This is a genomic window from Actinokineospora sp. NBRC 105648 (assembly GCF_030269645.1).
Taxonomy (GTDB): domain Bacteria; phylum Actinomycetota; class Actinomycetes; order Mycobacteriales; family Pseudonocardiaceae; genus Actinokineospora.
Genome location: NZ_BSTR01000015.1, coordinates 116,600 through 138,972, shown reverse-complemented (window position 1 = coordinate 138,972; position 22,373 = coordinate 116,600). Strand labels below are relative to the sequence as shown.

17 protein-coding genes and 2 pseudogenes are annotated in these 22,373 nt (G+C 70.6%); 16 read left to right on the top strand and 3 right to left on the bottom strand.

Annotation, left to right across the window (positions count from 1 at the left end; all coding sequences use genetic code 11):
- A pseudogene (locus QSK30_RS16255) lies at window positions 1-428 on the top strand (hypothetical protein); the annotation flags it as partial.
- Window positions 425-2,851, top strand: coding sequence for an FtsK/SpoIIIE domain-containing protein (locus QSK30_RS16250; protein ID WP_285503665.1), 2,427 nt, complete (start codon window positions 425-427; stop codon window positions 2,849-2,851). The pseudogene QSK30_RS16255 and the gene QSK30_RS16250, both read left to right, overlap by 4 nt.
- Before the next feature lie 255 nt (window positions 2,852-3,106).
- On the opposite strand, the gene QSK30_RS16245 is transcribed toward QSK30_RS16250, so the two are convergent.
- Window positions 3,107-4,741, bottom strand: coding sequence for a recombinase family protein (locus QSK30_RS16245; protein ID WP_285503664.1), 1,635 nt, complete (start codon window positions 4,739-4,741; stop codon window positions 3,107-3,109).
- A 52-nt stretch (window positions 4,742-4,793) separates the two neighbouring features.
- On the opposite strand from QSK30_RS16245, the pseudogene QSK30_RS16240 reads away from it, so the two are divergent.
- Window positions 4,794-5,588: pseudogene (locus QSK30_RS16240) on the top strand (alkaline phosphatase D family protein); the annotation flags it as partial.
- A 31-nt stretch (window positions 5,589-5,619) separates the two neighbouring features.
- Here the strand turns inward: QSK30_RS16240 and QSK30_RS16235 are convergent.
- Window positions 5,620-6,111 carry a hypothetical protein gene (locus QSK30_RS16235; RefSeq protein ID WP_285503663.1) on the bottom strand — a complete coding sequence of 164 codons (492 nt, stop codon included), beginning with the start codon at window positions 6,109-6,111 and terminating at the stop codon, window positions 5,620-5,622.
- A 120-nt stretch (window positions 6,112-6,231) separates the two neighbouring features.
- Here QSK30_RS16235 and ndk point away from each other — a divergent pair, with 120 nt between their 5' ends.
- The 7 genes from ndk (at window position 6,232) to QSK30_RS16200 (ending at window position 12,990) form a co-directional block, all read left to right on the top strand.
- Window positions 6,232-6,642 carry a nucleoside-diphosphate kinase gene (ndk, locus tag QSK30_RS16230; protein ID WP_285503662.1) on the top strand — a complete coding sequence of 137 codons (411 nt, stop codon included), beginning with the start codon at window positions 6,232-6,234 and terminating at the stop codon, window positions 6,640-6,642.
- A gap of 92 nt (window positions 6,643-6,734) precedes the next feature.
- Window positions 6,735-7,592, top strand: coding sequence for a hypothetical protein (locus tag QSK30_RS16225; protein WP_285503661.1), 858 nt, complete (start codon window positions 6,735-6,737; stop codon window positions 7,590-7,592).
- Between the two features lie 51 nt (window positions 7,593-7,643).
- Window positions 7,644-8,567, top strand: a complete 924-nt coding sequence (locus QSK30_RS16220; protein ID WP_285503660.1) for an ABC transporter ATP-binding protein — start codon at window positions 7,644-7,646, stop codon at window positions 8,565-8,567.
- Entirely contained in the window at window positions 8,567-9,364 is a 798-nt protein-coding gene (locus tag QSK30_RS16215; RefSeq protein ID WP_285503659.1) for an ABC transporter permease, read from the top strand. The genes QSK30_RS16220 and QSK30_RS16215 overlap by 1 nt, the downstream gene beginning before the upstream one ends.
- On the top strand, window positions 9,365-10,207 hold the full coding sequence (locus QSK30_RS16210) for an ABC transporter permease (protein ID WP_285503658.1): 843 nt from the start codon (window positions 9,365-9,367) through the stop codon (window positions 10,205-10,207).
- Window positions 10,208-10,567: 360 nt separating this feature from the next.
- On the top strand, window positions 10,568-12,538 hold the full coding sequence (locus tag QSK30_RS16205) for a TIGR03960 family B12-binding radical SAM protein (protein WP_285503657.1): 1,971 nt from the start codon (window positions 10,568-10,570) through the stop codon (window positions 12,536-12,538).
- On the top strand, window positions 12,535-12,990 hold the full coding sequence (locus QSK30_RS16200; protein ID WP_285503656.1) for a GNAT family N-acetyltransferase: 456 nt from the start codon (window positions 12,535-12,537) through the stop codon (window positions 12,988-12,990). The genes QSK30_RS16205 and QSK30_RS16200 overlap by 4 nt, the downstream gene beginning before the upstream one ends.
- On the opposite strand, the gene QSK30_RS16195 is transcribed toward QSK30_RS16200, so the two are convergent.
- Window positions 12,980-14,383, bottom strand: coding sequence for a S8 family peptidase (locus QSK30_RS16195; RefSeq protein ID WP_285503654.1), 1,404 nt, complete (start codon window positions 14,381-14,383; stop codon window positions 12,980-12,982). The genes QSK30_RS16200 and QSK30_RS16195 overlap by 11 nt on opposite strands.
- 211 nt (window positions 14,384-14,594) lie before the next feature.
- On the opposite strand from QSK30_RS16195, the gene QSK30_RS16190 reads away from it, so the two are divergent.
- From QSK30_RS16190 to proB, 6 genes are all read left to right on the top strand, one after another.
- The gene (locus QSK30_RS16190) at window positions 14,595-15,338 is read left to right on the top strand and encodes a TIGR03936 family radical SAM-associated protein (protein WP_285503652.1); all 744 of its coding nucleotides are present in this window, start codon (window positions 14,595-14,597) and stop codon (window positions 15,336-15,338) included.
- Between the two features lie 187 nt (window positions 15,339-15,525).
- Window positions 15,526-18,759, top strand: coding sequence for a translation initiation factor IF-2 N-terminal domain-containing protein (locus QSK30_RS16185; RefSeq protein WP_285503650.1), 3,234 nt, complete (start codon window positions 15,526-15,528; stop codon window positions 18,757-18,759).
- 180 nt (window positions 18,760-18,939) lie between these two features.
- Window positions 18,940-19,248 (top strand): 50S ribosomal protein L21, encoded by a 309-nt coding sequence (gene rplU, locus QSK30_RS16180; RefSeq protein ID WP_285503647.1) that lies wholly within the window; start codon window positions 18,940-18,942, stop codon window positions 19,246-19,248.
- A gap of 14 nt (window positions 19,249-19,262) precedes the next feature.
- Entirely contained in the window at window positions 19,263-19,532 is a 270-nt protein-coding gene (gene rpmA, locus QSK30_RS16175) for a 50S ribosomal protein L27 (protein ID WP_285503646.1), read from the top strand.
- Between the two features lie 78 nt (window positions 19,533-19,610).
- Window positions 19,611-21,071, top strand: coding sequence for a GTPase ObgE (gene obgE / locus QSK30_RS16170; protein ID WP_285503644.1), 1,461 nt, complete (start codon window positions 19,611-19,613; stop codon window positions 21,069-21,071).
- Window positions 21,068-22,177, top strand: coding sequence for a glutamate 5-kinase (proB, locus tag QSK30_RS16165; protein ID WP_285503643.1), 1,110 nt, complete (start codon window positions 21,068-21,070; stop codon window positions 22,175-22,177). The genes obgE and proB overlap by 4 nt, the downstream gene beginning before the upstream one ends.
- Window positions 22,178-22,373: the final 196 nt, after the last annotated feature.

Here is a 22,373-nt window from a genome sequence, read left to right as displayed (position 1 = left end):
CGGCCGGGAGCGCGGCCGGGGTGGTGCTGCACTCGGTGCCGGTGTTGTTGGTCTTCGTGGCGGCTGAGGCGGTCACCGACCTGCGCGACAAGCTCACCGACGTCACCATGGCCGTGACACGGCGGGCAACCGACCCCGCGCGGCCTGGACAGGCCGCTGAGGTGCCGGGGACACCCGGGGCGGACATCGGTGGGTCCGGGGACGTCGCGGCCGTCACGGAGGCGACCAGCCCGCCGCAACGGCCGCGACCGCGCCGGTCGTTCACGGAGTACCGGCAGGCCGCGTTGCGGGCGTGGTCGCCGGGGACACCGGTCACGCCGGCGTGGGTGCGGCAGGTGACCGGGTGCTCGCGTGGGCTGTCCTCCCGACTGGCCGCCGCGCTGGTCGCGGAACTGGCCGCCGGCCCCGAGGGGCGGGTGAGTTCATGAACGGCCCTTCCGAGCCGGTGAACGCGCCCGTGAACGGCGGTGTGGTGAACGCCCCGGTGAACGCGTTGGAGCCGAAGGTGTTCGACGGGGAGTTGGTCACCGAGGACGACAACGGCGCTCTCCCGGACGACACGGGTACCCCCACCCGGCAGCGGCCCACGCGGCGGCCGGACTCGGTGGTCCGCGTGCTGGTCGACATCGCGCGCGGGATCGGTGGGCGGGTCCGGCGCTCGGAGGTCGTGGTGCGGGTGCGGTCGGTGGCCGCCTACCGGGCGCGCAAGGCGCCGGCCGATCTCGCGCGGCTGGCGTGGTTCGTGGTGCGCGGGACCGGGCGCTGGGCGGTCAAGGCGTGGTCGTGGGCCACCTATGCCGACCTGCGGGCCGATGCCCGCGCCGCGCGGTCGGCCGGTGACACCGACGCGCGCCGGACCGCGCAAGAGCTGATCCGGGCGGACGCCCGTGCCCGGTGGGCGCGGGTCGGCACCGCCGCGCGGCGCGTGGTCCTGGCCGCCCGGGTCGCCGGTGTGCTCGCCGGGGTGCTGTGGCTGGTGGACACGGTGATGGACCGGGCGGACATGTGGCCGTGGTTGGCCGGGGTCTACGCGGCCCTGGGCGCGATCGGCGCGGTGCTGGTCGCGGCCTGGTCGGTGGTGTGGGCGGTGCTGCCGCTGCTGTGGGTCGTGGCAGCGGCGTTCGAGGGCCGCGACCGGGAACCCGGGGCCGGGTGGTTGATCCAGCCCGACCGGGACGACGCGGACGCCTGGATCGATGAACGGATGATCTCCCGCGCGCTCGCCCATCTCGGGATCACACCACTGAACGCGTTCTTCAAGGGCGGCGGGGAGTTGATCTACACGGTACCGGCCCGAAAGGACGGAGACGGCACATTCGCGCAGGTCAGACTGCCTTTGGGGGTCACCGCGGACATGGTCGCCGGGCAGCGCGGGAAGCTCGCTGCGAACCTCGGTCGGTCCGGTTTGGAGACCTGGGCGACCAAGGGCGACGAGGACGGTGTGCTGGACCTGTGGGTGGCCGACAAGGGCACCCTCTCCGGCGGTGCCGGACCCTGGCCGCTCCTGGAGGACAGCGGCCCCGACGGCGGGAGGGTCGACGTGTTCGCCGGTGTCCCGTTCGGACTGTCCCAACGCGGCGCGATCATCAACGCCCCCCTGATCGGTGCCAACTGGCTGGTCGGTGGTCGCCCCGGTCAAGGCAAGTCGGCGGCCCTGCGCACGCTCATGCTCGGTGCCGCGCTCGATCCCACCGCCGAGCTGTGGGCGTTCGTCATGGGCGAGTCCCCCGACTTCGACCCCTTCGCGCCCCGGCTGTCCCGCTACCGCATGGGCATGGACGACACGGTCGCCGAAGCGGCCACCGACGCACTCGCCGATCTGGTCACCGAGATGGAGAAACGCGGCAAGACCCTCGGCGCCCAACCAGGACGCCCGCCCAAGGTGTCACGGCGACTCGCCGACCAACGCCACCTCGGGCTGCACCCGCTGATCTGCGCGATCGACGAGTGCCACGAACTGTTCGGGCACCCCCGCTACGGGAAACGGGCCGCCGAGTTGGCCGTGCGGGTGATCAAACGCGGCCGCAAATACGGCGTCATCCTGCTGTTGGCCACCCAGTCACCCACCAAGGACAGCCTCCCGAAGGAGATCACCCGCAACATCGGATGCGGGGTCGCGTTCTCCGTAGCCGATCACGTCGCCAACGACGGACTACTCGGCTCCGGCCGCTACGCCGCAGGCATCCGCGCCACCGAACTGCGCATCGGCACCGACCGGGGCACCTGCGTGGCCGTAGGCGTCACCGACTCCACCTTCGACCTCATCCGCACCTTCTACATCCCCTTCGAGGACGGCGCCGACGAGGTCACCCCCGTCATCCAACGCGCCCAACGACTCATCGAAGACGACGGCCGCGCCCTACCCGCCCCCGACCACCCGCAACTGGAGAGCGCACCACCGGACCACCTCACCGCCATCGCAGAAGCCCTACACGGCGAACGCCGAGTCCGTACACAGGTCATCCTCGCCCGACTCGCCACCACCAACCCCGACACCTACGAGCATTGGACCTTCACCGACCTGCGGGACGAACTCGCACGGCACGGGATCACCGCACGCAAATCAGACGGCCTCAAAGTCCTGCGCGCCGAAGACCTCACGGCAGCACTCCACCACCGCGACCACCCCACCGACCACGAAGACCACGACAGGGACCCCACAGGGACACAGGGACCACTCCCTACCCCCTCCCTGCCCCCAAGTCCCCGCCCTGACCAGCCACAACACCCGACAGGGACCACAGGGACCCACCAGACCGACCACCCCGAACAACCCCGAAACCACCACCAGCAGGGCAACGACGGGGACTCCCTCCCTGACGTGAACGGGGGTGGTCACCACGACCGATGACCACGCACCCGACACCCCCACACCAGTGATCGACACACAGGTTCGAGCGACACTCAGAGCAGGCCCAGATGGCGCGGTTTGGATCACCATTGACGGAACGGACGTCCGACAGTTGGCCACCAAGATCAGCACAGTGTGCGATCTACTCATCCCCAACCAGCGATCCGGCGGGTAGACAATTCGCCGGCCCCGACTACACAAGAGACCCCCTCCGCATCGCGCGGAGGGGGTCTCTGTCGTTGCATCGGAAGTTCTCTAGCTCTCGCTGGTTGGTGGCTCAGTCGAGCCGACCGCTGACCAGTTGAGTAGGTCGGTCACCTCTACAGTCTCGCCGCCGGCGCCGATCCGGTCGTGCCAATGAGCAAGTTCCGGCATTGCTTCCTGCCAGCCGTCCGGAAGACGCCAGCCAGCCGACCACGTACCATCGGCCCGTTTCTGTACCGCGAACGCGAACCCCAATTCGAGCCACCGCAACCGCCGTTCCTCAGGAGTCAAACTCGCAAGCTCCTGCTTCCACGTACGGTCAGTCGGGACCCACTGCACCCCACCAGGGTCAGCCGGAAGCGCCCTAAGCGTGTCGATATCCGCCAGGACCTTAACCCCGTCATTCATAATGCGGACCCTGTCCTCCGCAGACTGAACCCGCGCAACCCCCGACATCACCTTGCCATATTCTCGCTCCAGCTTCGCGATGTCATTCGCATGATTGGTCGGCGGCAGAATAACACGTTCACGAACAGGGACCATCGCAAAGATCTTGTAGAAAGCTTGCTCGGCCAACGGCTCGACTTCGTCCGCCCGCATGGACGGACCATGTTTACGTGATGGGCACTGCCAGTACCGGTACTCGTACTCGATAGCCGCGCCATTCCTGCCCGTTCGTTTCTGGTGCGCGAGGCGGTGCCACAAAGGCTCTAGACATTCAGAGCACACCAGTACTCCGGAAAGCGGGTAAGGCTGGTTGCTGCCCCTGGACTTCCGTCGCGACCTCTCGTCAAGCCGCACGGAAATCTCCGCCTGCTCCGCTGGTTCGAAGATGCCGAACTCTACAAGATCCGGATCGGCGAGCATGCGGCGAAGCGACGTTGCCCGCCACGCCTTGCCGCTGATTTCAACAGTTGCGGGGTCCTCCCCTCTCCGCTCAGCCCCAAGCTGCAATTGCCTATCCCTTGGCGTTGCGATCTTGTTTTCCGTCAACCAGGCGCACATCTCGGTGACGCTCTTACCCTCCCGCGCCATGGTGGAAAGTGAATGAAGAATCCGGACCGCGTACGGGTCAAGCCCAAGAATCCAGCCACCACTCGGCAATTCAACCGGCATGGTGCCGTAAATATGACCTTCGCCTCCCCAACGTCCAGCGTCCTTGAGAGCCGCTTTTGAGGCGCGGAAACGCTCCCGCATCCGTTCACGCTCCATACGGGCAAACGCTGCCACCAACGTGATCAGGAACTCAGACATTGAGTTGCTGGAATCGATGCCTTCAGCGATGCAGATTAGGCGTTTCCCTCGTGCCCTCAGCCATTCGAGCAAGGAAAGCGCGTCCATCACGTTGCGGACCAATCGATCCAGCTTGGGTACAACCAAGGTCTTCCATGGAATCGGGGGTCGGTCCGACAGCCATTCTTTCAGCCCACCTCGCTTCTCGGGCTCCAGGTCCCCGGACACATGCAAATCTTCCACGGTCGCGACCATCGGAATCCCGTAGGCATTGCACCAACGATGCGTATCCGCAGTCTGAACCGCGCTCGACATGCTCTCGTCGGAATAGTGAGACTGCCGGACGTAGCAGACAGCCGCATCGTCTACCGAGGTGAACGGGACGACATCCAGGCTTCGCGTGCTGGCTTGCTTGGTGAACCTGCGTCGCTTCCGGGGACTCGGTGCGCTCATCGACGTATCCTCGCTGGTAGGTGCCGGTGTCAGTGTAGTTGGTTGACACACGTGGTGGGATCATGAAGTTACCAATAACTGGTACCCGGGCGAGATCCTCGACCTGCCGCAGTACACCGAGAAGCGGGTCGACGTGCTCGCCGCGCGCGCGAACCAGGCGTTCCACGAGTGGCAGCCGATCGACCGCCGCCGCGCCGAGGACGGTCGGGTCTACCGGAGCTTCGCCTACGGCAAGCACGTCGAGGTGTTCGTGCTCGACATGCGCACCTACAAGGACGCCAACACCGCCGCCAAGGACGGGCAGGGGCACATCCTGGGGGAGCGGCAGGCGCGGTGGCTCGTCGACGGGCTCGCCCGCAGCCGGGCCACCTGGAAGATCGTGGCCAACGACCTGCCGATCGGCCTGGTCGTGCCGGACGGCCAGGACATCGAGGGCGTGGCGAACGGCCTGCCCGGCGCCCCCGCGGGCCGCGAGTTCGAGCTGGCCTGGGTGCTGCGCACGCTGGCCCGCAGGCACGTGCGCAACGTCGTCTGGCTGACCGCCGACGTGCACTACACCGCCGCGCACCACTACTCGCCCGACCGGGCGGCCGTGGGCGACTTCGACCCGTTCTGGGAGTTCGTGTCCGGGCCGCTGCACGCGGGCGCGTTCGGGCCGAACGCCCTGGACCCGACGTTCGGTCCCGAGGCCGTGTTCGTGCACGCGCCGCCGGTGGCCAACACCTCGCCGCTGGGCGGGTTCCAGCACTTCGGTGAGGTGCAGGTCGACGGGCGCAGCGGTGAGCTGACCGTCTACCTGCGCGACGGCAAGGGGACCTCGCTCTGGTCCAAGACCCTGCGCCCCTAGGACGCAGTCGCTCTTGGTGCACAGCTAGCTCTTAGTACGCAGCGGACACCCGGTCGGCGAAGACCTGCCAGACCGCATGGGCGATCCCGAGGTGGACCGTGGCCGCCGCTGTTGGCGTCCACGGTCCACTCGCGTGAACCCGTAGCTCTAGCGCGGTCTTGGACCGGGAGAAGGTGAACGTGATGTTCCGGTCGCTGCCCTCTATGTGTCCTGGCAGCGACCGGAACGTCCACGAGGTCTTGGTTTTCTCGACTACCTGGACCGGGTTAGTCGTACCGGGCAGCGGTAGTCCCGGGATCGTGTAGAGGTCGCACCTTGCACCCACCGGCGGCAGGACAGGGCAGTTGGAGTCGAACGGAAAGAAGCGCCGCAGGTCAGCGGCGACAGCCTCCGTCAGCGTCTCCTCTGTCGCCGCGGTTTCTATCTGCAGTTGGTAGCGATACGCGTAAGAGAAGTCCGGTACTTCAACCGGGGTTCCCAGCGCGAGAACCGCGGACAGGGGCAGGGCGATCAGGACGGCCATGCGGTCACCGTGGGCACCAGGGTGGGAGCGGGGCAAACGCTGCCACCACACCGGGTTACCCTGCTCACACGCTCGTGTGGGTCCGCACGAGAAGATCCCCATGAAGGAGTACGGAACGCCGTGAGTGAGCGCACCCTGGTCCTGGTCAAGCCCGACGGTGTCAGCCGCGGTCTGGTCGGCGAGGTCATCTCCCGCATCGAGCGCAAGGGTCTGACCCTCGCCGCGCTGGAGCTGCGGACCGTCGAGCGCGCCGTCGCCGAGCAGCACTACGCCGAGCACGACGGCAAGCCGTTCTTCGAGTCGCTGCTGGAGTTCATCACCGGCGGCCCGGTCGTCGCCCTGGTCGTCGAGGGCCCGCGCGCCATCTCGGCGTTCCGCCAGCTCGCGGGCGGCACCGACCCGGTCGACAAGGCCACGCCCGGCACCATCCGCGGCGACCTCGGCCTGGAGGTCCAGTACAACCTCGTGCACGGCTCGGACTCCCCGGAGTCGGCCGAGCGCGAGATCAAGATCTGGTTCCCCAACCTCTGATCGCGCACCGAGAGCGCCCGGGTTCCGCGGAACCCGGGCGCTCTCGCGTCCGGGCCGATTAAGATCCGCCCGCACGAGACGGGAGTGGGCGGATGGCACTGGGCAACCTCGGCAAGGGACTCGCCGACAAGGCGCGGTCGGTCAAGCAGAGCGCGGACTCCGCAGTGGACCGGTTGCGCGACCGCGCAGAAGAGCCAGCATCCCGCGAGCTGGAAGTCCAGGGAGTCCAAGAAGTCCCGGAGACCGCTGAGTCCGAAGAGGAACGCGCCGACGCGGCGGAGGTCGCCCAAGAGGCGAGCCGCCTGCGGGAGTTGCTGGCGAGGGCGCGCCCTGTCCCCGAGGCGGTCACCGAGCCGTGGAGTTTCGGGTTGGGCGTGGCGCTCAAGGAGCACCCCAAGGTTCCCGGGCGGGTCGGCAAGCTCCTGGGCAAGTTGGACAACTTCGTCGGCTTGAGCATCACCCCCGACGCGGTCGTCGTGGACGGTGAAGAGGTCCAGTGGTCCCAGGTGACCGAGATCCGCACGCGCAACCTGCTCGAGTACCTGCTCGCCGACTCGGTCAGCCAGCAGATCGAGCAGCTGCCCATCCCGCCCTTCCCCGGCCGCGCGCGCGTGATCGACTCGTTGTCGCGCGCGGTGTTGACCCTGCTCATCGCCTACGCCAAGGACACGCTCAACGACCACGGCGCCGCCCTGCGGATCCCCGCCGAGATCGACTACCGCGGCACCGGCGTGTTCAAGAAGTCCAAACAGCTCAACCCCGGCACCTTCTCGACGATCATCCTCGCCGACCCCGCGGTCACCGCTTGCCTTGTCGCCACGGCACAGCGGGCCGGGGTGCCGGTGACCGCGGCCGCCGACGAGATCGCTGAGGCGGCCGAGGAACGCGCCGCCGTCCTGAAGGCCCGGATCGCCGGGCTGGAGGCCCGGCTGGCCCGGCTGCGCCGCTGACCCGGGTCAAATTCGTTCGGCACTGTCGGTGACCCGGGTTAGTGTGCCGGTGTGGGTGATGGGGCACTGGTGCACGCGCGGGACCTGGCGAAGCGGTTCGGCGACTTCGAGGCGGTCAAGGGGATCGATCTCGACGTCCGCCCCGGCGAGGCCTTCGGCTTCCTGGGCCCCAACGGCGCGGGCAAGTCGTCCACGATGCGCATGGTCGCCTGCGTCTCGCCGCGCACCGGCGGCGAGCTGACCGTCCTGGGCATGGACCCGCTGGCCCAGGGCCCGCGGATCCGGGCCCGCCTGGGCGTCGTGCCGCAGCAGGACAACCTGGACTCCGAGCTCACCGTCCGGGAGAACCTGCACGTCTACGGCCGCTACTTCGGACTCTCCCGGGCGCACGTGCGCGCCAAGGCCGTGGAGCTGCTGGAGTTCGCCCAGTTGTCCGACCGGGCCGACGACCAGGTCGAGCCGCTCTCCGGCGGCATGAAGCGGCGGCTGACCATCGCCCGCTCGCTGATCAACGAGCCGGAGCTGCTGCTGCTCGACGAGCCGACCACCGGGCTCGACCCGCAGGCCAGGCACCTGCTCTGGGACCGGCTGTTCCGGCTCAAGCAGCAGGGCGTCACGCTGATCGTCACCACGCACTACATGGACGAGGCCGAGCAGCTCTGCGACCGGCTGGTGGTGATGGACGCGGGCCGCATCGTCGCCGAGGGCAGCCCGGCCGAGCTGATCGCCCAGTACTCCACCCGCGAGGTGCTGGAGCTGCGGTTCGCCCCCGGCACCCAGGACGTCGCCGCGGTCGCCGACCTCGCCAGCCGGGTCGAGGAGCTGCCCGACCGGCTGCTGCTCTACACCGCCGACGGCGAGGCCGCGCTGGCCGCCGCGCACGCGCGCGGGATCACCCCGCTGTCCAGCCTGGTCCGGCGCAGCACCCTGGAGGACGTGTTCCTCCGGCTCACCGGCCGGACGCTGGTCGACTGATGGCGATCACCGCGCACGTCCCCAGCCCGCCCCGGGCCGCCTGGCTCGTGGTCGAGGGCCTGTGGACCTGGTACCGGCGCAACTGGCGCTCCTCGGTGGTCTCCAGCGTCCTGCAGCCGGTGCTCTACCTGGTCGCGCTGGGCTTCGGGTTCGGCTCGCAGGTCCGCGCGGGCGCGGCCACCGAAGGGCTGCCCTACGTGCAGTACCTCGCGCCCGCGCTGCTGGTCGCCTCGGCCACCCAGACGGCCGCCTTCGAGTCGACCTACCCGGTGCTCTCGGCGTTCAAGTGGCAGCGCACCTACCTCGGGGTCACCGCGACACCGATCACCAGTGGGCAGCTGGTCGCGGGCCAGCTCACCTGGATCGTGCTCCGGCTCGGCTTCTCCGCCGTGGCATTCCTGCTGGTCGCCGCCCTGCTCGGGGCGCTGACCGGGCCGGGCGTGCTGCTCTCGCTGGTCTTCGCCCTGCTCACCGCGATGGCCTTCGCCGCCCCGGTGGTCGCCTACGCCGCGACGATCGACAGCGAGGGCCAGCAGTTCAACGTGGTGTTCCGGTTCATCGTGATGCCGATGACCATGTTCGCGGGCACCTTCTTCCCGGTCGAGCAGCTGCCCGCCTGGGTGCGCCCGCTGGTCTGGCTCACCCCGCTCTGGCACGGCACCGAGCTGTCCCGGGCGGCGGCGTTCGGGTCGATGGAGCTGCTGCCCACCCTCGGTCACCTGGCGTACCTGGTGGCGCTGCTCGGCGTGGGCGCCCACCTGGCCCGCCGCACCTTCCTGCGCAGGCTGGCGGTCTAGATGACGGACACGGTGACCAGGCCCGAGACCCCGGGGGCGAGCACGGGGCTGCTGTTCCGCGTGCTGCCCACGGGCATGTACGCCGGTCGCGCGCGGGTGCTGGTCGAGCGGTCGCTGCTGGTCAACCGCCGGGCCTGGCTGGCCGTGGTGTCCGGCTTCTTCGAGCCGCTGTTCTTCCTGTTCGGCCTGGGCTACGGCTTCGGCGCCCTGGTCGGCGAGGTCGTCGGCCCGGGCGGCGAGCCGATCAGCTACGTCGCCTTCGTCGCCCCCGCCCTGCTGGCCGCCTCGGCGATGAACGGCGCGGTCTACGACGCCACCTTCAACATCTTCTTCAAGTTCAAGTACGCCAAGCTCTACGACGCCATGCTGGCCACCCCGCTCGGCCCACTGGACGTGGCCATCGGCGAGATCTCCTGGGCGCTGATCCGCGGCGCGATGTACGCGGGCGGCTTCTTGGCCGTCATGCTCGGCATGGGCCTGCTGACCTCGGGGTGGGCCCTGCTGGCCCTGCCCGCCGCGGTGCTGATCGCCTTCGCGTTCGCCGCCGTCGGGATGGCCTGCACCACGTTCATGCGCTCGTGGCAGGACTTCGACCTGGTGCAGCTGGCCCTGATGCCGATGTTCCTGTTCTCCACGACGTTCTTCCCGCTCACCGTCTACCCGGAGTGGCTGCGGGTGGTGGTGCAGTGCTTCCCGCTCTACCACGCCATCGAGATCATGCGCGGCCTCTGCCTGGGCTCGGTCGACCTCTCCCTGCTCGGCCACCTGTCCTACTTCGCGGTGATGGCCGCCATCGGCGTCGTGGTCGCCTCCCGCAGGCTAGGCAAGCTCCTGCTCTCCTAGCAGGGCAACACGCTGCCCCGCCGAAGCCGCAACCCAGCTTGTGAAGCCAAGCCCCACCTGACGCAAGTCCCGCTACGCAAGCGCTCGATCTAGTGGACTCGCTTCGTGTGGGGGGAGAGCACCGCTAAACTCGACCTGTGGTGGGAATGCCCTTCACCCGCCCTTCTTTCCCACCGCGGTGCTCTAGGGGCCCCACACGAAGCGAGTCCACTAGATCGAGCCCCGCTCTCACTCGGGCACCCTGAACGAGCCACCTCGTGGTCGACCCCAGCAAGATGATCCATCCCGGCAAGATGATCGATCCCCGCGATGGGGTGCGCCAGGCGTACCCGCCCCCGCCGGGGGTTACCCTGGTTCGCTGTGAGCGTCGAGTCTGTTTTCCCCCAACTTGAGCCCCTGCTGCCCAGGGTGTCCAAGCCGGTCCAGTACGTCGGCGGGGAGCTGAACGCCACCGTCAAGGAGTGGGACAGCACCACCGTGCGCTGGGCACTCATGTACCCCGACGCCTACGAGGTCGGGCTGCCCAACCAGGGCGTCATGATCCTCTACGAGGTGCTCAACGAGATGCCGGACGTGCTGGCCGAGCGCACCTACGCCGTCTGGCCCGACCTCGAGGCGCTGATGCGGGAGCACGACGTCCCGCAGTTCACCGTCGACGGGCACCGCCCGCTGGGCGCCTTCGACATCCTCGGGGTCAGCTTCTCCACCGAGCTCGGCTACACCAACATGCTCACCGCGCTGGACCTGGCCAAGATCCCGCTGCACGCCGCGGACCGCACCGAGGACCACCCGGTGGTGCTCGCCGGTGGCCACGCCGCGTTCAACCCGGAGCCGATCTCGGACTTCATCGACGCCGCCGTCCTCGGCGACGGCGAGGAGGCGGTCGGCGAGATCACCGACATCATCCGCCAGTGGAAGGCCGAGGGCCGCCCCGGCGGCCGCGACGAGCTGCTGACCAGGATGGCCGAGACCGGCGGGGTCTACATCCCGCGCTTCTACGACGTCACCTACCGCGAAGACGGCCACATCGACGCCGTCACGCCGAACCGCGAGCGCGTCCCCGCGACGGTGGCCAAGCGGACCACGATGGACCTCGACGCCTGGCCGTACCCCAAGCAGCCGCTGGTGCCGCTGGCCGAGAGCGTGCACGAGCGGATGAGCGTGGAGATCTTCCGCGGCTGCACCCGCGGCTGCCGCTTCTGCCAGGCGGGCATGATCACCCGCCCGGTGCGCGAGCGGTCCATCGAGGGCATCGGCGCGATGATCCAGACCGGCCTGGCCAACACCGGCTTCGAGGAGGTCGGCCTGCTCTCGCTCTCCAGCGCCGACCACTCCGAGATCGGCGAGATCACCAAGCAGCTCGCCGACCGCTACGAGGGCACCAACACCGGCTTGTCGCTGCCGTCGACGCGGGTCGACGCGTTCAACATCGACCTGGCCAACGAGCTCTCCCGCAACGGCCGCCGCTCCGGGCTCACCTTCGCCCCCGAGGGCGGCAGCGAGCGGCTGCGCCGCGTCATCAACAAGATGGTGTCCGAAGAGGACCTCATCAGGACGGTCAGCGCCGCCTACGCCAACGGTTGGCGGCAGGTGAAGCTGTACTTCATGTGCGGTCTGCCGACCGAGACCGACGAGGACGTCCTGCAGATCGCCGAGATGGCCAAGAACGTCATCCGCGCGGGGCGGGTCGCCAGTGGCCGCAAGGACATCCGCTGCACGATCTCCATCGGCGGGTTCGTGCCCAAGCCGCACACGCCGTTCCAGTGGGCCGCGCAGTGCGACGCCGACGTCGTGGACAGCAGGCTGCGCAAGCTGCGCGAGGCCGTCAACTCCGACCGCGACCGCAGCCTCGGCCGCAACATCGGCATGCGCTACCACGACGGCAAGCCCAGCATCATCGAGGGCCTGCTCTCCCGCGGTGACCGCCGCGTCGGCCGCGTCATCGAGCGGGTCTGGCGCGACGGCGGCCGCTTCGACGGCTGGAGCGAGCACTTCTCCTACCAGCGCTGGACTTCCAGCGCCGCCGCCGAGCTCGTGCCGCTGAACGTCTCGCTCGGCTGGTACACCACCCGCGAGCGCGAGGAGGCCGAGATCCTGCCCTGGGACCACCTGGACTCGGGGCTGGACAAGGAATGGCTCTGGGACGACTGGCAGGACGCGCTCGACTCCCGCGAGCAGGACGACTGCCGCTGGACGCCGTGCTTCGACTGCGGCGTCTGCCCGGCCATGGGCACCGACATCGAGATCGGCCCCACCGGCCGCAAGCTGCTGCCGATCAGCCCGGTCGGTGTCGGGTCGCCGGTGCGCAACCCGGCGCTCACCGGTCCGTGATCGTCCGCCAGGCCACCGACGCGGACATCGCGTCGGTGGCCTTGTTGCGTCGCCTGTGGACGGACGAGGACGACGGGAAGCCCTCGGGTGACCCGGATTTCGAGGCGACCTTCGCCGAGTGGTGGGCGCAGGAGCGGTCTCGTCGGGAGTTCTGGATCGCCGAGGACACCGAACCGGTCGGCTTCATCAGCCTGGTCGAGTTCTCGCGCATGCCGCGCCCGACCCGCCCGCCCAGCAAATGGGGCTACATCAGCAACTTCTACGTGCGACTCGAGTACCGCTCAGCCGGTGTCGGCCAAGAGCTACTCGCCGCCGCTCTTAAGCATGCCGACGAGCGTGGGTACGTACGAGTCGTCTTAAGTCCCACGGTGCGCGCGATCCCGCTCTACCAACGCGCGGGGTTCGGCCCTGCGGATTCTCTTATGCTGCGCCAACCGCCTACTACGGCGTGACCGCGGCCAACGCGTCGACCAGGCCGTGTCCGTAGAAGCTGTTGAACGGGGCGTACCCGGAGCAGTAGGCGTCTTGGCCGCCGGTGCCGTCGAGGTCGTAGTCGGTCGGGCACGCCACCGTCGCCGCCTGCGTCGTCAGCAGCCTGGTCAGCCGTTGCGGCGAGGCCCCCGGGTGGGTGCTCGCCAGCAGCGCGGCCACCCCGGACGCGTGCGGCGTCGCCATCGAGGTCCCGCAAGCCTGGGCATAGCCGCCGGGCACAGTCGAGAGCACGCACGACGTCCCCGCCCCGCCGGGCGCGGTCACGTCGATCACGCCCAAGCCGTAGGCGCTGTAGCCCGCCTTGAGCCGGTCGAGGCCCACCGCGGACACCGCCACCACACCGCGCAGACCTGCGGGCAACACCTTGCAGCCGTTGTCGAGGGTGCGCCGTTCGCCGTGGGGCCCCGCCACCTGACCGTGCGGCTCGGCGAGGTCGCGGCCCTCGTTCGAGGCCGCCGCCACGCTCAGCACGCCCTTGCCGGTGGCGTAGTCCGACGCCCGCCGCACCGCCTCGTAGACCACGTGCTCTTCGCCGCGGTCGCAGGTCAGCGGCCACGGGTCGACGAAGTAGCTGCTGTTGGCGATCGTCATGTGCTTGGCCGCGGCCCACATCAACCCGCACACCACCGACTCCGGTCGCACCGTCCCGTCGTCGTCCACGACCTTCACCGAGGCCAACCGCACCCCGGGGGCGACACCGGTGATCCCCCGGCCGTCGTCGGCCGCGGCGATCACGCCCGCCACGTGCGTGCCGTGCGGGGAGGTCGTCGGCCGCCACGCGGCCGCGCTCTGGTCGGCCCGCCCGCTCAGGCAGCCCGCCGACAGCTCCGGGGTGACCGCGGCGGCCAGGTCCGGGTGGGTCGCGTCGATGCCCGAGTCGAGCACCCCGACCACCACGTCCGGGCTCCCCGGCGTCACCTCGTGCGCCGCGCCCGCCCGGATCAGGTCCATGTCCCACTGCTCGCCCGTGCGGTCGCGCCGGTCCGAGCCGCCCCCGGTGGTGACCGGCGCCTGACGTTTGGCTGAACGTCCGGACACGGACTCGGTGCTGAACGCGCGGTCGCGGCCGACCCGGTCGGCGAAGCGCGGCTCGGTCGAGGTGGCCACGCCCACGGCGATGTCGGGGTAGTAGACGACCGTGTCGCCGCACGCCATCGTGGTCTCGGCCGTCGCCGCCGCCGGGCTGGTGCCCAGGTCGAACAGGACCAGGTAGCGCACGTCGCGACCGGTGACCTGGCAGGGCAGCGACCCGTCCTCCAGCGGCTCACCCGCGGCGCTGGCGGGTACCACGAGCGCTGCGGCGAGCATCGCGACGCTGACCGCTGCCGCCTTGGTCAGGCGGAGCAGAGGCACGGGCGACCTCCAGTGCTGGTTTCCCTCGGCGCAGGCTGTCCACTCGGTGCGGACGCTAGCCAGGCAACGGGTGCGAAACAAGCTCGCCGACCGAATTGGCGCTGCCGGTACGGTGCCACTGTCGCACCGCCCGCACCACCGGAGCAGCGCGACACCACCGGAAGGAGTAATCCTGAGCCGCCAGGACCAGCCGAACCCCTCGGCCCCCGCCGTGCAGAAGATCCGCCTGCGCTACGCCAAGCGGGGCAGGCTGCGGTTCACCTCGCACCGCGACGTGGCCCGCGCCTTCGAGCGCGCCCTGCGCCGCGCGGGGGTGCCGATGGCCTACTCGCAGGGGTTCAACCCGCACCCGAAGATCTCCTGGATCGGCGCGGCGCCCACCGGGGTGGCCAGCGAGGCGGAGTACGTGGAGATCCAGCTGGTCGAGGTGGTCGACCCGGACCGGCTGGCCGAGGTGCTCGACGCCGCGCTGGCCCCGGGGCTCGACGTGCTCGAGGCCGTCCCGGCCGGACCGGGCGGGCTGGCCGAGCGGATGGAGGCCAGCCGCTGGCACATCGAGCTGCCCGGGGTCGACGACAGCGAGTTGCGGGTCGCGGTCGAGCGGCTGCTGGCCACCGAGCACGTCGAGGTGGAACGGCTGACCAAGGACGGCAGACGTCTGATCGACGCCCGACCTGCGGTTATCCGCGCCGAGGTCGGTCCGGGCGGCGACGCGCCGGGCGATGTGTGCCTCGACATGTCCTACCCGGAGCGTTCGTGTGGGATACTGCGTGTGGTCGTCCGGCAGACAACACCGGCTGTGCGACCCGACGACGTACTGAGCGCGCTCCGCGTCGTCGCCGCTCTGGAACCTCCGGTACCCGCCAAGGCGACTCGGATGGCCCAGGGACGGCTTGACGACGATGGCGGTCTGTCCGACCCGTTGGCCCTCGACAGGCAAGCGGGCCTCGGGTAGTCCATTCCCTAGTCGGAGCGCCTCTACCCGTGGTCGAACGACCTGCCGTCCGCGGCCTCCGGTCCCGATGACCGGAGCCAGGGCGGTGGCAGGCGAGGATTCCCGCCGCCTCCGTGCGGTGGAAATGACAACTAGGCCCCTGAGCGGCCGCGTCACGAGACGACGCGCCCGGGGGCGGAGGAGCTACATGTCGGACATGTCCACCCCTGCCGGATCCACCGGCGGGGCCACCACCACACCCGTCGACCAAGCGCTGGCCGAGCTGCCCGCCAAGGTCCGCGTGCACGCGCTGGCCAAGCTGCTCGCGGTGAACAGCAAGGACGTCATCGCCACCCTCGCCGACCTCGGCGAACCGGTGCGCGGTGCCCAGTCCAGCGTCGCCAAGGACCTGGCCGTGCGGGTTGCCCAAGCGCTCGCGGGTGATCCCGCGCCCGCCGAGGACCCCGCTGACCAGCCCGAGGACGTTCGGCCCGAACCGCCGGAGGCCGTGACGCCCGAGCCGGAGCCGGAGCTGGTCGAGCAGCCCGCCCCGCGCCGCCGGGTGCCCCCCACGCCGGTGTTCGCCTCCGCGTCGCCGCTGTTCCTGCAGCCCGAGGCCCCCGCGCCCCGGGTCGCGCCCGTGCTGGTCGAGCAGCCCGAGCCGGAGCCCGAGCCCGCCGAGGTCGACACCGACGCCGATGACGCCGGGCACGACGATGACGACGACGGCGGTGCCAGCCGCCGTCGCAGGCGCGGTCGCCGGGGCCGGGGTCGCGGCAAGGGCGCCGCCGACGAGGGCGCCGAGCAGGACGACGAGCGCGACCGCAAGCCCGAACCCGCCGAGGCCGAGGAGCCCGCCGAGGCCGAGGCCGAGGCCGAGGACGAGCACCCCGACGACGCGGGCGACGGCAACCGCCGCCGCCGTCGCCGCCGACGCCGCAAGGGCGGGGACGACGCCGACGCCGAGACCACCGACGACCCGCCGAACACCGTCGTGCACGTCCGCGAGACCCGTGAGGCCCGCGACGAGCGGACCGAGTCGGCCAACGCCCGCGACGAGGTGCGCAGCGTGCGCGGCTCGACCCGGCTCGAGGCCAAGCGCCAGCGCCGCCGCGACGGCCGCGAGGCGGGCCGCAGGCGCGCGCCGATCCTGTCCGAGGCCGAGTTCCTGGCCCGCCGCGAGGCCGTCGACCGGGCCATGGTCGTGCGCGAGCACGTCGACCGCACCCAGATCGGCGTCCTGGAGGACGGCGTGCTCGTCGAGCACTTCGTCACCTCCTCGGGCACCGGCTCGCTGGTGGGCAACGTCTACCTCGGCCGGGTCCAGAACGTGCTGCCCAGCATGGAGGCCGCCTTCGTCGACATCGGCCGCGGCCGCAACGCGGTGCTCTACGCCGGTGAGGTCGACTGGGACGCCGCGGGCCTGGAGGGCAAGCAGCGCAAGATCGAGCAGGCGCTGTCCACAGGCGACGCCGTGCTGGTCCAGGTGACCAAGGACCCGGTGGGCCACAAGGGCGCCCGGCTGACCACCCAGATCAGCCTGCCCGGACGCTTCCTGGTCTACGTGCCCGGCGGCGGCGCCACCGGCATCTCCCGCAAGCTGCCCGAGAACGAGCGGCGCAGGCTCAAGGACGTGCTCAAGCGGATCGTCCCCGAGGACGCGGGCGTGATCATCCGCACCGCCTCGGAGGGCATCAGCGAGGAGGAGCTCGGCCGCGACGTGCGCAGGCTGCAGGCGCAGTGGCAGGTCATCAGGGAGAAGTCGAGCGGCAGCAACGCGGCCAAGAAGTCCAGCGCGCCGGTGCTGCTCTACGAGGAGCCCGACCTGCTGGTCAAGGTCGTCCGCGACCTGTTCACCGAGGACTTCACCTCGCTGGTGGTGCAGGGCGAGCAGGCGTGGGAGACCATCGACGCCTACGTCCGCCACGTCGCCCCCGAGCTGCTGGAGCGGGTGCGCAGGCACGTCGGCCCGAAGGACGTCTTCGCCGAGCACCGGATCGACGAGCAGCTGCTCAAGGCGCTCGACCGCAAGGTCTGGCTGCCCTCGGGCGGCTACCTGGTGATCGACCGCACCGAGGCGATGACCGTCATCGACGTCAACACCGGCAAGTTCACCGGCTCCGGGGGCAACCTCGAGGAGACGGTGACGCGCAACAACCTGGAGTCGGCCGAGGAGATCGTCCGCCAGCTGCGGCTGCGCGACATCGGCGGCATCATCGTGATCGACTTCATCGACATGGTGCTGGAGTCCAACCGGGACCTGGTGCTGCGCAGGCTCACCGAGTGCCTCGGTCGCGACCGGACCCGCCACCAGGTCGCCGAGGTCACCTCGCTCGGCCTGGTGCAGATGACCCGCAAGCGGGTCGGCACCGGCCTGCTGGAGGCGTTCAGCGTCACCTGCGAGCACTGCAAGGGCCGCGGCGTGGTCGTCTCCACCGAACCCACCGTCCGGGCACCGGCGGCGCAGCAGCCCGCCCAGCAGGCGGCGCAGCCCGACAAGGGCCAGCAGCAGCAGGGCGGTGGCAGGCGCAACCGCGGCCGCGGCGGCGAGGACAAGGGCCGCGAGCAGGTCAAGGACGAGGTGGTCCGGGACGTGGCCAAGGTCGCCGTCCGCGACATCGCCAAGGCCAGCACCCCGCCGATCGCCGAGCAGAACGGCCACGACGAGCGCGCGCAGGGCCGCAACGGCCACGGCCCGCACCACGCCGAGGCCCGGTCGCTGACCGAGTCCGACGTCGCGGTCACCGGTGACGTCGTCGCCGACCCGATCGTGGCGGCCGACCAGGAGGCCCCGGAGCGCGGTCGGCGCACCCGGGTCCGCCGTTCGGCCAGCCGCGCCCAGGGAGCTGCCGGGGGCAACGCGGCCGACGCCGGTTCCGCGGGCTCGCCTGCCGCCGGTTCCACCGCTGTCGCGGAGAGCGCGGTCGCGGTCGCCGAGTCGGGTGTCCAGGTGGACCCCACCGCTGGCTCGGGTGACTCGGGCGTGAGCCCGGACACCGCCACCGGGTCGCGCACCTCGAGGTCGACTGGCTCGCGCCGCTCAGCCTCGCGTCCGGCGGGTTCGACGAGCTCCGCCAGCGACTCGGGCTCCGCTTCCGAGGACAACGCCGCCGATTCAGGCACCCGTGCCACTGGCTCGCGGAGTTCGCGTGGCGGCGTGTCGGATGTCTCGGCCTCGCCGAGTGCCACGGTCTCCGGCGGTTCGGACGCGTCCGCGGACTCGGTCACCTCGGGCGGTTCCGCCGCTTCGAGCACCGAGTCGCCGACGTCTTCCGCGCCGCCCGCCGCCACCCGCTCGGCGGCCGAGGCCAGGTCGGCCTCGGAGCCCCGCCCGGTGGAGTCCACGCAGGTCGAAGCCCCCGAGGTGCCTCGGCGCCGGACGTCCCGGCGGGCCGCCTCGCGGCCCGCGGGCCCCCCGGTGGCGGCCACCCACGAGGGCTGATGGCGGGGATCACGCCCCCGTTGGACCACCCCGGTTTGACCCTGATTCAACCTGGCACGTAACCTGTGACACGGCCCGCCGCTCGGTGGGCTGTGTCATGGGAAAGCCCAGCTCGCGAGTTCTTGCCGAGCGCCAGGGCGCCATGGCCCCATCGTCTAGTAGCAGGAGACTTCCGTCCCGATGTACGCGATCGTCAAAACCGGCGGCAAGCAGTACAAGGTGGCTGTTGGCGACGTCGTCGAGGTCGAGAAGCTCGAGGGCGCACCGGGCACTGAGCTCAGCCTCGCCGCGGTGCTCGTCGTCGACGGCACCGACGTCACCAGCGACGCTGACGCCCTGGCCAATGTCTCGGTGACCGGCAAGGTCGTCGAGCAGACCAAGGGCCCCAAGATCCGCATTCACAAGTTCAAGAACAAGACCGGCTACCACAAGCGCCAGGGTCACCGCCAGAAGCTGACCCGCGTCGAGGTCACCGGCATCACCAAGTAAGGACCTGAGCAGCCATGGCACACAAGAAAGGCGCGTCCAGCTCCCGCAACGGGCGCGACTCCAACGCGCAGTACCTCGGCGTGAAGCGCTACGGCGGCCAGGTCGTCAAGGCAGGCGAGATCCTGATCCGCCAGCGCGGCACCAAGTTCCACCCCGGTGTCGACGTCGGCCGCGGTAAGGACGACACGCTGTTCGCGCTGGCCGCCGGTGCGGTCCAGTTCGGCTCGAAGCGCGGTCGCAAGACCGTCAACATCGTCCCGGTCGAGGCCCCAGTAGCGGTCTGACCGAGGGCAAGACCCTGGCAAGGGGCGGGCTGGAGGAACCTCCGGCCCGCCCCTTGTTCGTTGTGAGAGGAACTCCACGTGTCCCGATTCGTCGACCGAGTCGTCATCCACGTCGCGGCGGGCAGTGGCGGCCACGGCTGCGCCTCGGTGCACCGCGAGAAGTACAAGCCGCTCGGCGGCCCCGACGGCGGCAACGGCGGCAACGGCGGTGACGTCGTGCTGGTGGTGGACAGCAACGTGCACACGCTGCTGGACTTCCACTTCCGCCCGCACGCCGACGCCGCCAGCGGCAAGCAGGGCCACGGGGCCAACCGCGACGGCGCCACCGGGGAGAACCTGGAGCTGCGCGTCCCGGACGGCACCGTGATCATGACCGAGGCGGGCGAGATCGTCGCCGACCTGGTCGGGCACGGCACCACCTTCATCGCCGCCCGCGGCGGCCGCGGTGGGCTGGGCAACGCGGCGCTGGCCTCCAAGGCCCGCCGGGCGCCCGGCTTCGCGCTGCTCGGCGAGCCGGGGGAGACCCGCGACCTGGTCCTGGAGCTGCGCTCGGTGGCCGACGCGGGCCTGCTGGGCTTCCCGTCGGCGGGCAAGTCCTCGCTGATCTCGGTGCTGTCCTCGGCCAAGCCGAAGATCGCCGACTACCCGTTCACCACCCTGGTGCCGAACCTGGGCGTGGTCACCGCGGGGGAGTCGGTCTACACGATCGCCGACGTACCCGGGCTGATCCCGGGGGCCAGCCAGGGCAAGGGCCTCGGACTGGACTTCCTGCGGCACATCGAGCGCTGCTCGGTGCTGGTGCACGTGATCGACTGCGCCACCTACGAGCCGGACCGCGACCCGCTCTCCGACATCGACGCGCTCGAGGAGGAGCTGGCCCGCTACACCCCGGCCCTCGGCGGCGACCTGGCCGACCGGCCGCGCATCGTGGTGCTCAACAAGCTCGACGTGCCCGAGGCCCGCGAGCTGGCCGAGCTGGTGCGCCCGGAGATCGAGGCGCGCGGCCTGCCGGTGTTCGAGATCTCCACGGTCTCCCGGCTGGGCCTGCGCGAGCTGAGCTTCGCGCTGGCCAAGGTCATCGAGGACGACCGGGCGAGCAAGCCGGAGCCGGAGTCGACCCGGATCGTGCTGCGCCCGCGCGCGGTGGACGACGCGGGCTTCACCGTCGAGCCCTACGCCGCCGACGACGAGAACGGCTTCTTCGTGCGCGGTGAGCGCCCGGAGCGCTGGGTGCTGCAGACCGACTTCAACAACACCGAGGCCGTGGGCTACCTGGGCGACCGGCTGGCCCGGCTGGGCGTCGAGGAGGCCCTGGCGAAGGCCGGTGCCACTCCCGGGTGCCCGGTGACCATCGGTGGGGTGACGTTCGACTGGGAGCCGTCGACCCCGGCCGGGGTGGCCGTCATGATGCACAACCGGGGCAGCGACCCGCGGTTGGAGATCAACGACCGCGCGGGGGCCTCCGACCGCAAGGCAGCCAAGATCGCCCGCCGGACCCCGGGCGGGCACAGCGACCAGGACGAGGACGACATCGAGTGAGCACGCGCGCGGCCGTCGCCGAGGCCAGGCTGGTGGTGGTGAAGGTCGGCTCGTCCTCGCTGACCACCGCCGAGGGAGGCTTGGACCCCACCCGCCTGGACGCCCTGGTCGACGCCGTGGGCGCCCGTCGCGCTGCGGGCAGCCAGGTGGTCCTGGTGTCCTCGGGCGCGATCGCCGCGGGCCTGGCCCCGCTCGGCATCGCCCGCCGCCCCCGTGACCTGGCCACCCAGCAGGCCGCGGCGAGCGTGGGGCAGATCGTGCTGGGACACGCGTACGTGGCCTCGTTCGCCCGGCACTCGTTGCAGGTGGGCCAGGTATTGCTGACCGCGGACGACGTCGTGCGCCGCTCGCACTACCGCAACGCCCAGCGCACCCTGTCCAGGCTGCTGGCGCTCGGCGTGGTCCCGGTGGTCAACGAGAACGACACGGTCGCGACCGAGGAGATCCGCTTCGGCGACAACGACCGGCTGGCGGCCCTGGTAGCGCACCTCATCGGCGCGGACGCGTTGGTCCTGCTGTCCGATGTGGACGCTCTTTACGACGGCGACCCGCGCCTGGGCGCGGCCCGCCGGATCACCGAGGTGGCCGACGAGTCCGATGTGGAGGGTGTGCGCGCGGGTGCGGTCGGCGCGTCCGGCCTCGGTACCGGCGGCATGGCCTCCAAGCTCGCCGCCGCCCGCCTGGCCTCAGCGGCAGGCGTCCCCGTCCTGCTGGCCGCCGCCACGGACGCGACCCGCGCCCTGACCCGCGCCGATGTGGGCACGGCCTTCGCCGCCAGCGGCAGAAGGCTCACCTCCCGCCGCTTCTGGCTCGGCTACGCCGCCGACGCGTCCGGAACCCTCACCCTGGACGACGGTGCGGTGCAGGCGGTGGTCTCCCGCAGGCGGTCCCTCCTCGCCGCGGGCGTCACCGGCGCGAAGGGGGAGTTCCAGGCAGGCGACGTGGTGGAGCTGGCCGACGAGACCGGCAAGGTCATCGCCCGGGGCATAACCAACTTCGACGCGACCGAACTGCCCGACTTGATCGGCCAGTCGACCCACAACCTCCCCACCACCCGCCGCCGCGAGGTAGTCCACGCCGACGACTTGGTGCCTATCACCCCCTGACTTTGTCGGAACGCACAACGGAAACCGCTCATCCGAGCGACCCTCTTCACTGCCGCACTGCCGCACTGCCGCAGTGCCGCAGTGCCGCAGTGCCGCAGTGCCGCAGTGCCGCAGTGCCGCAGTGCCGCAGTGCCGCAGTGCCGCAGTGCCGCAGTGCCGCAGTGCCGCAGTGCCGCAGTGCCGCAGTGCCGCAGTG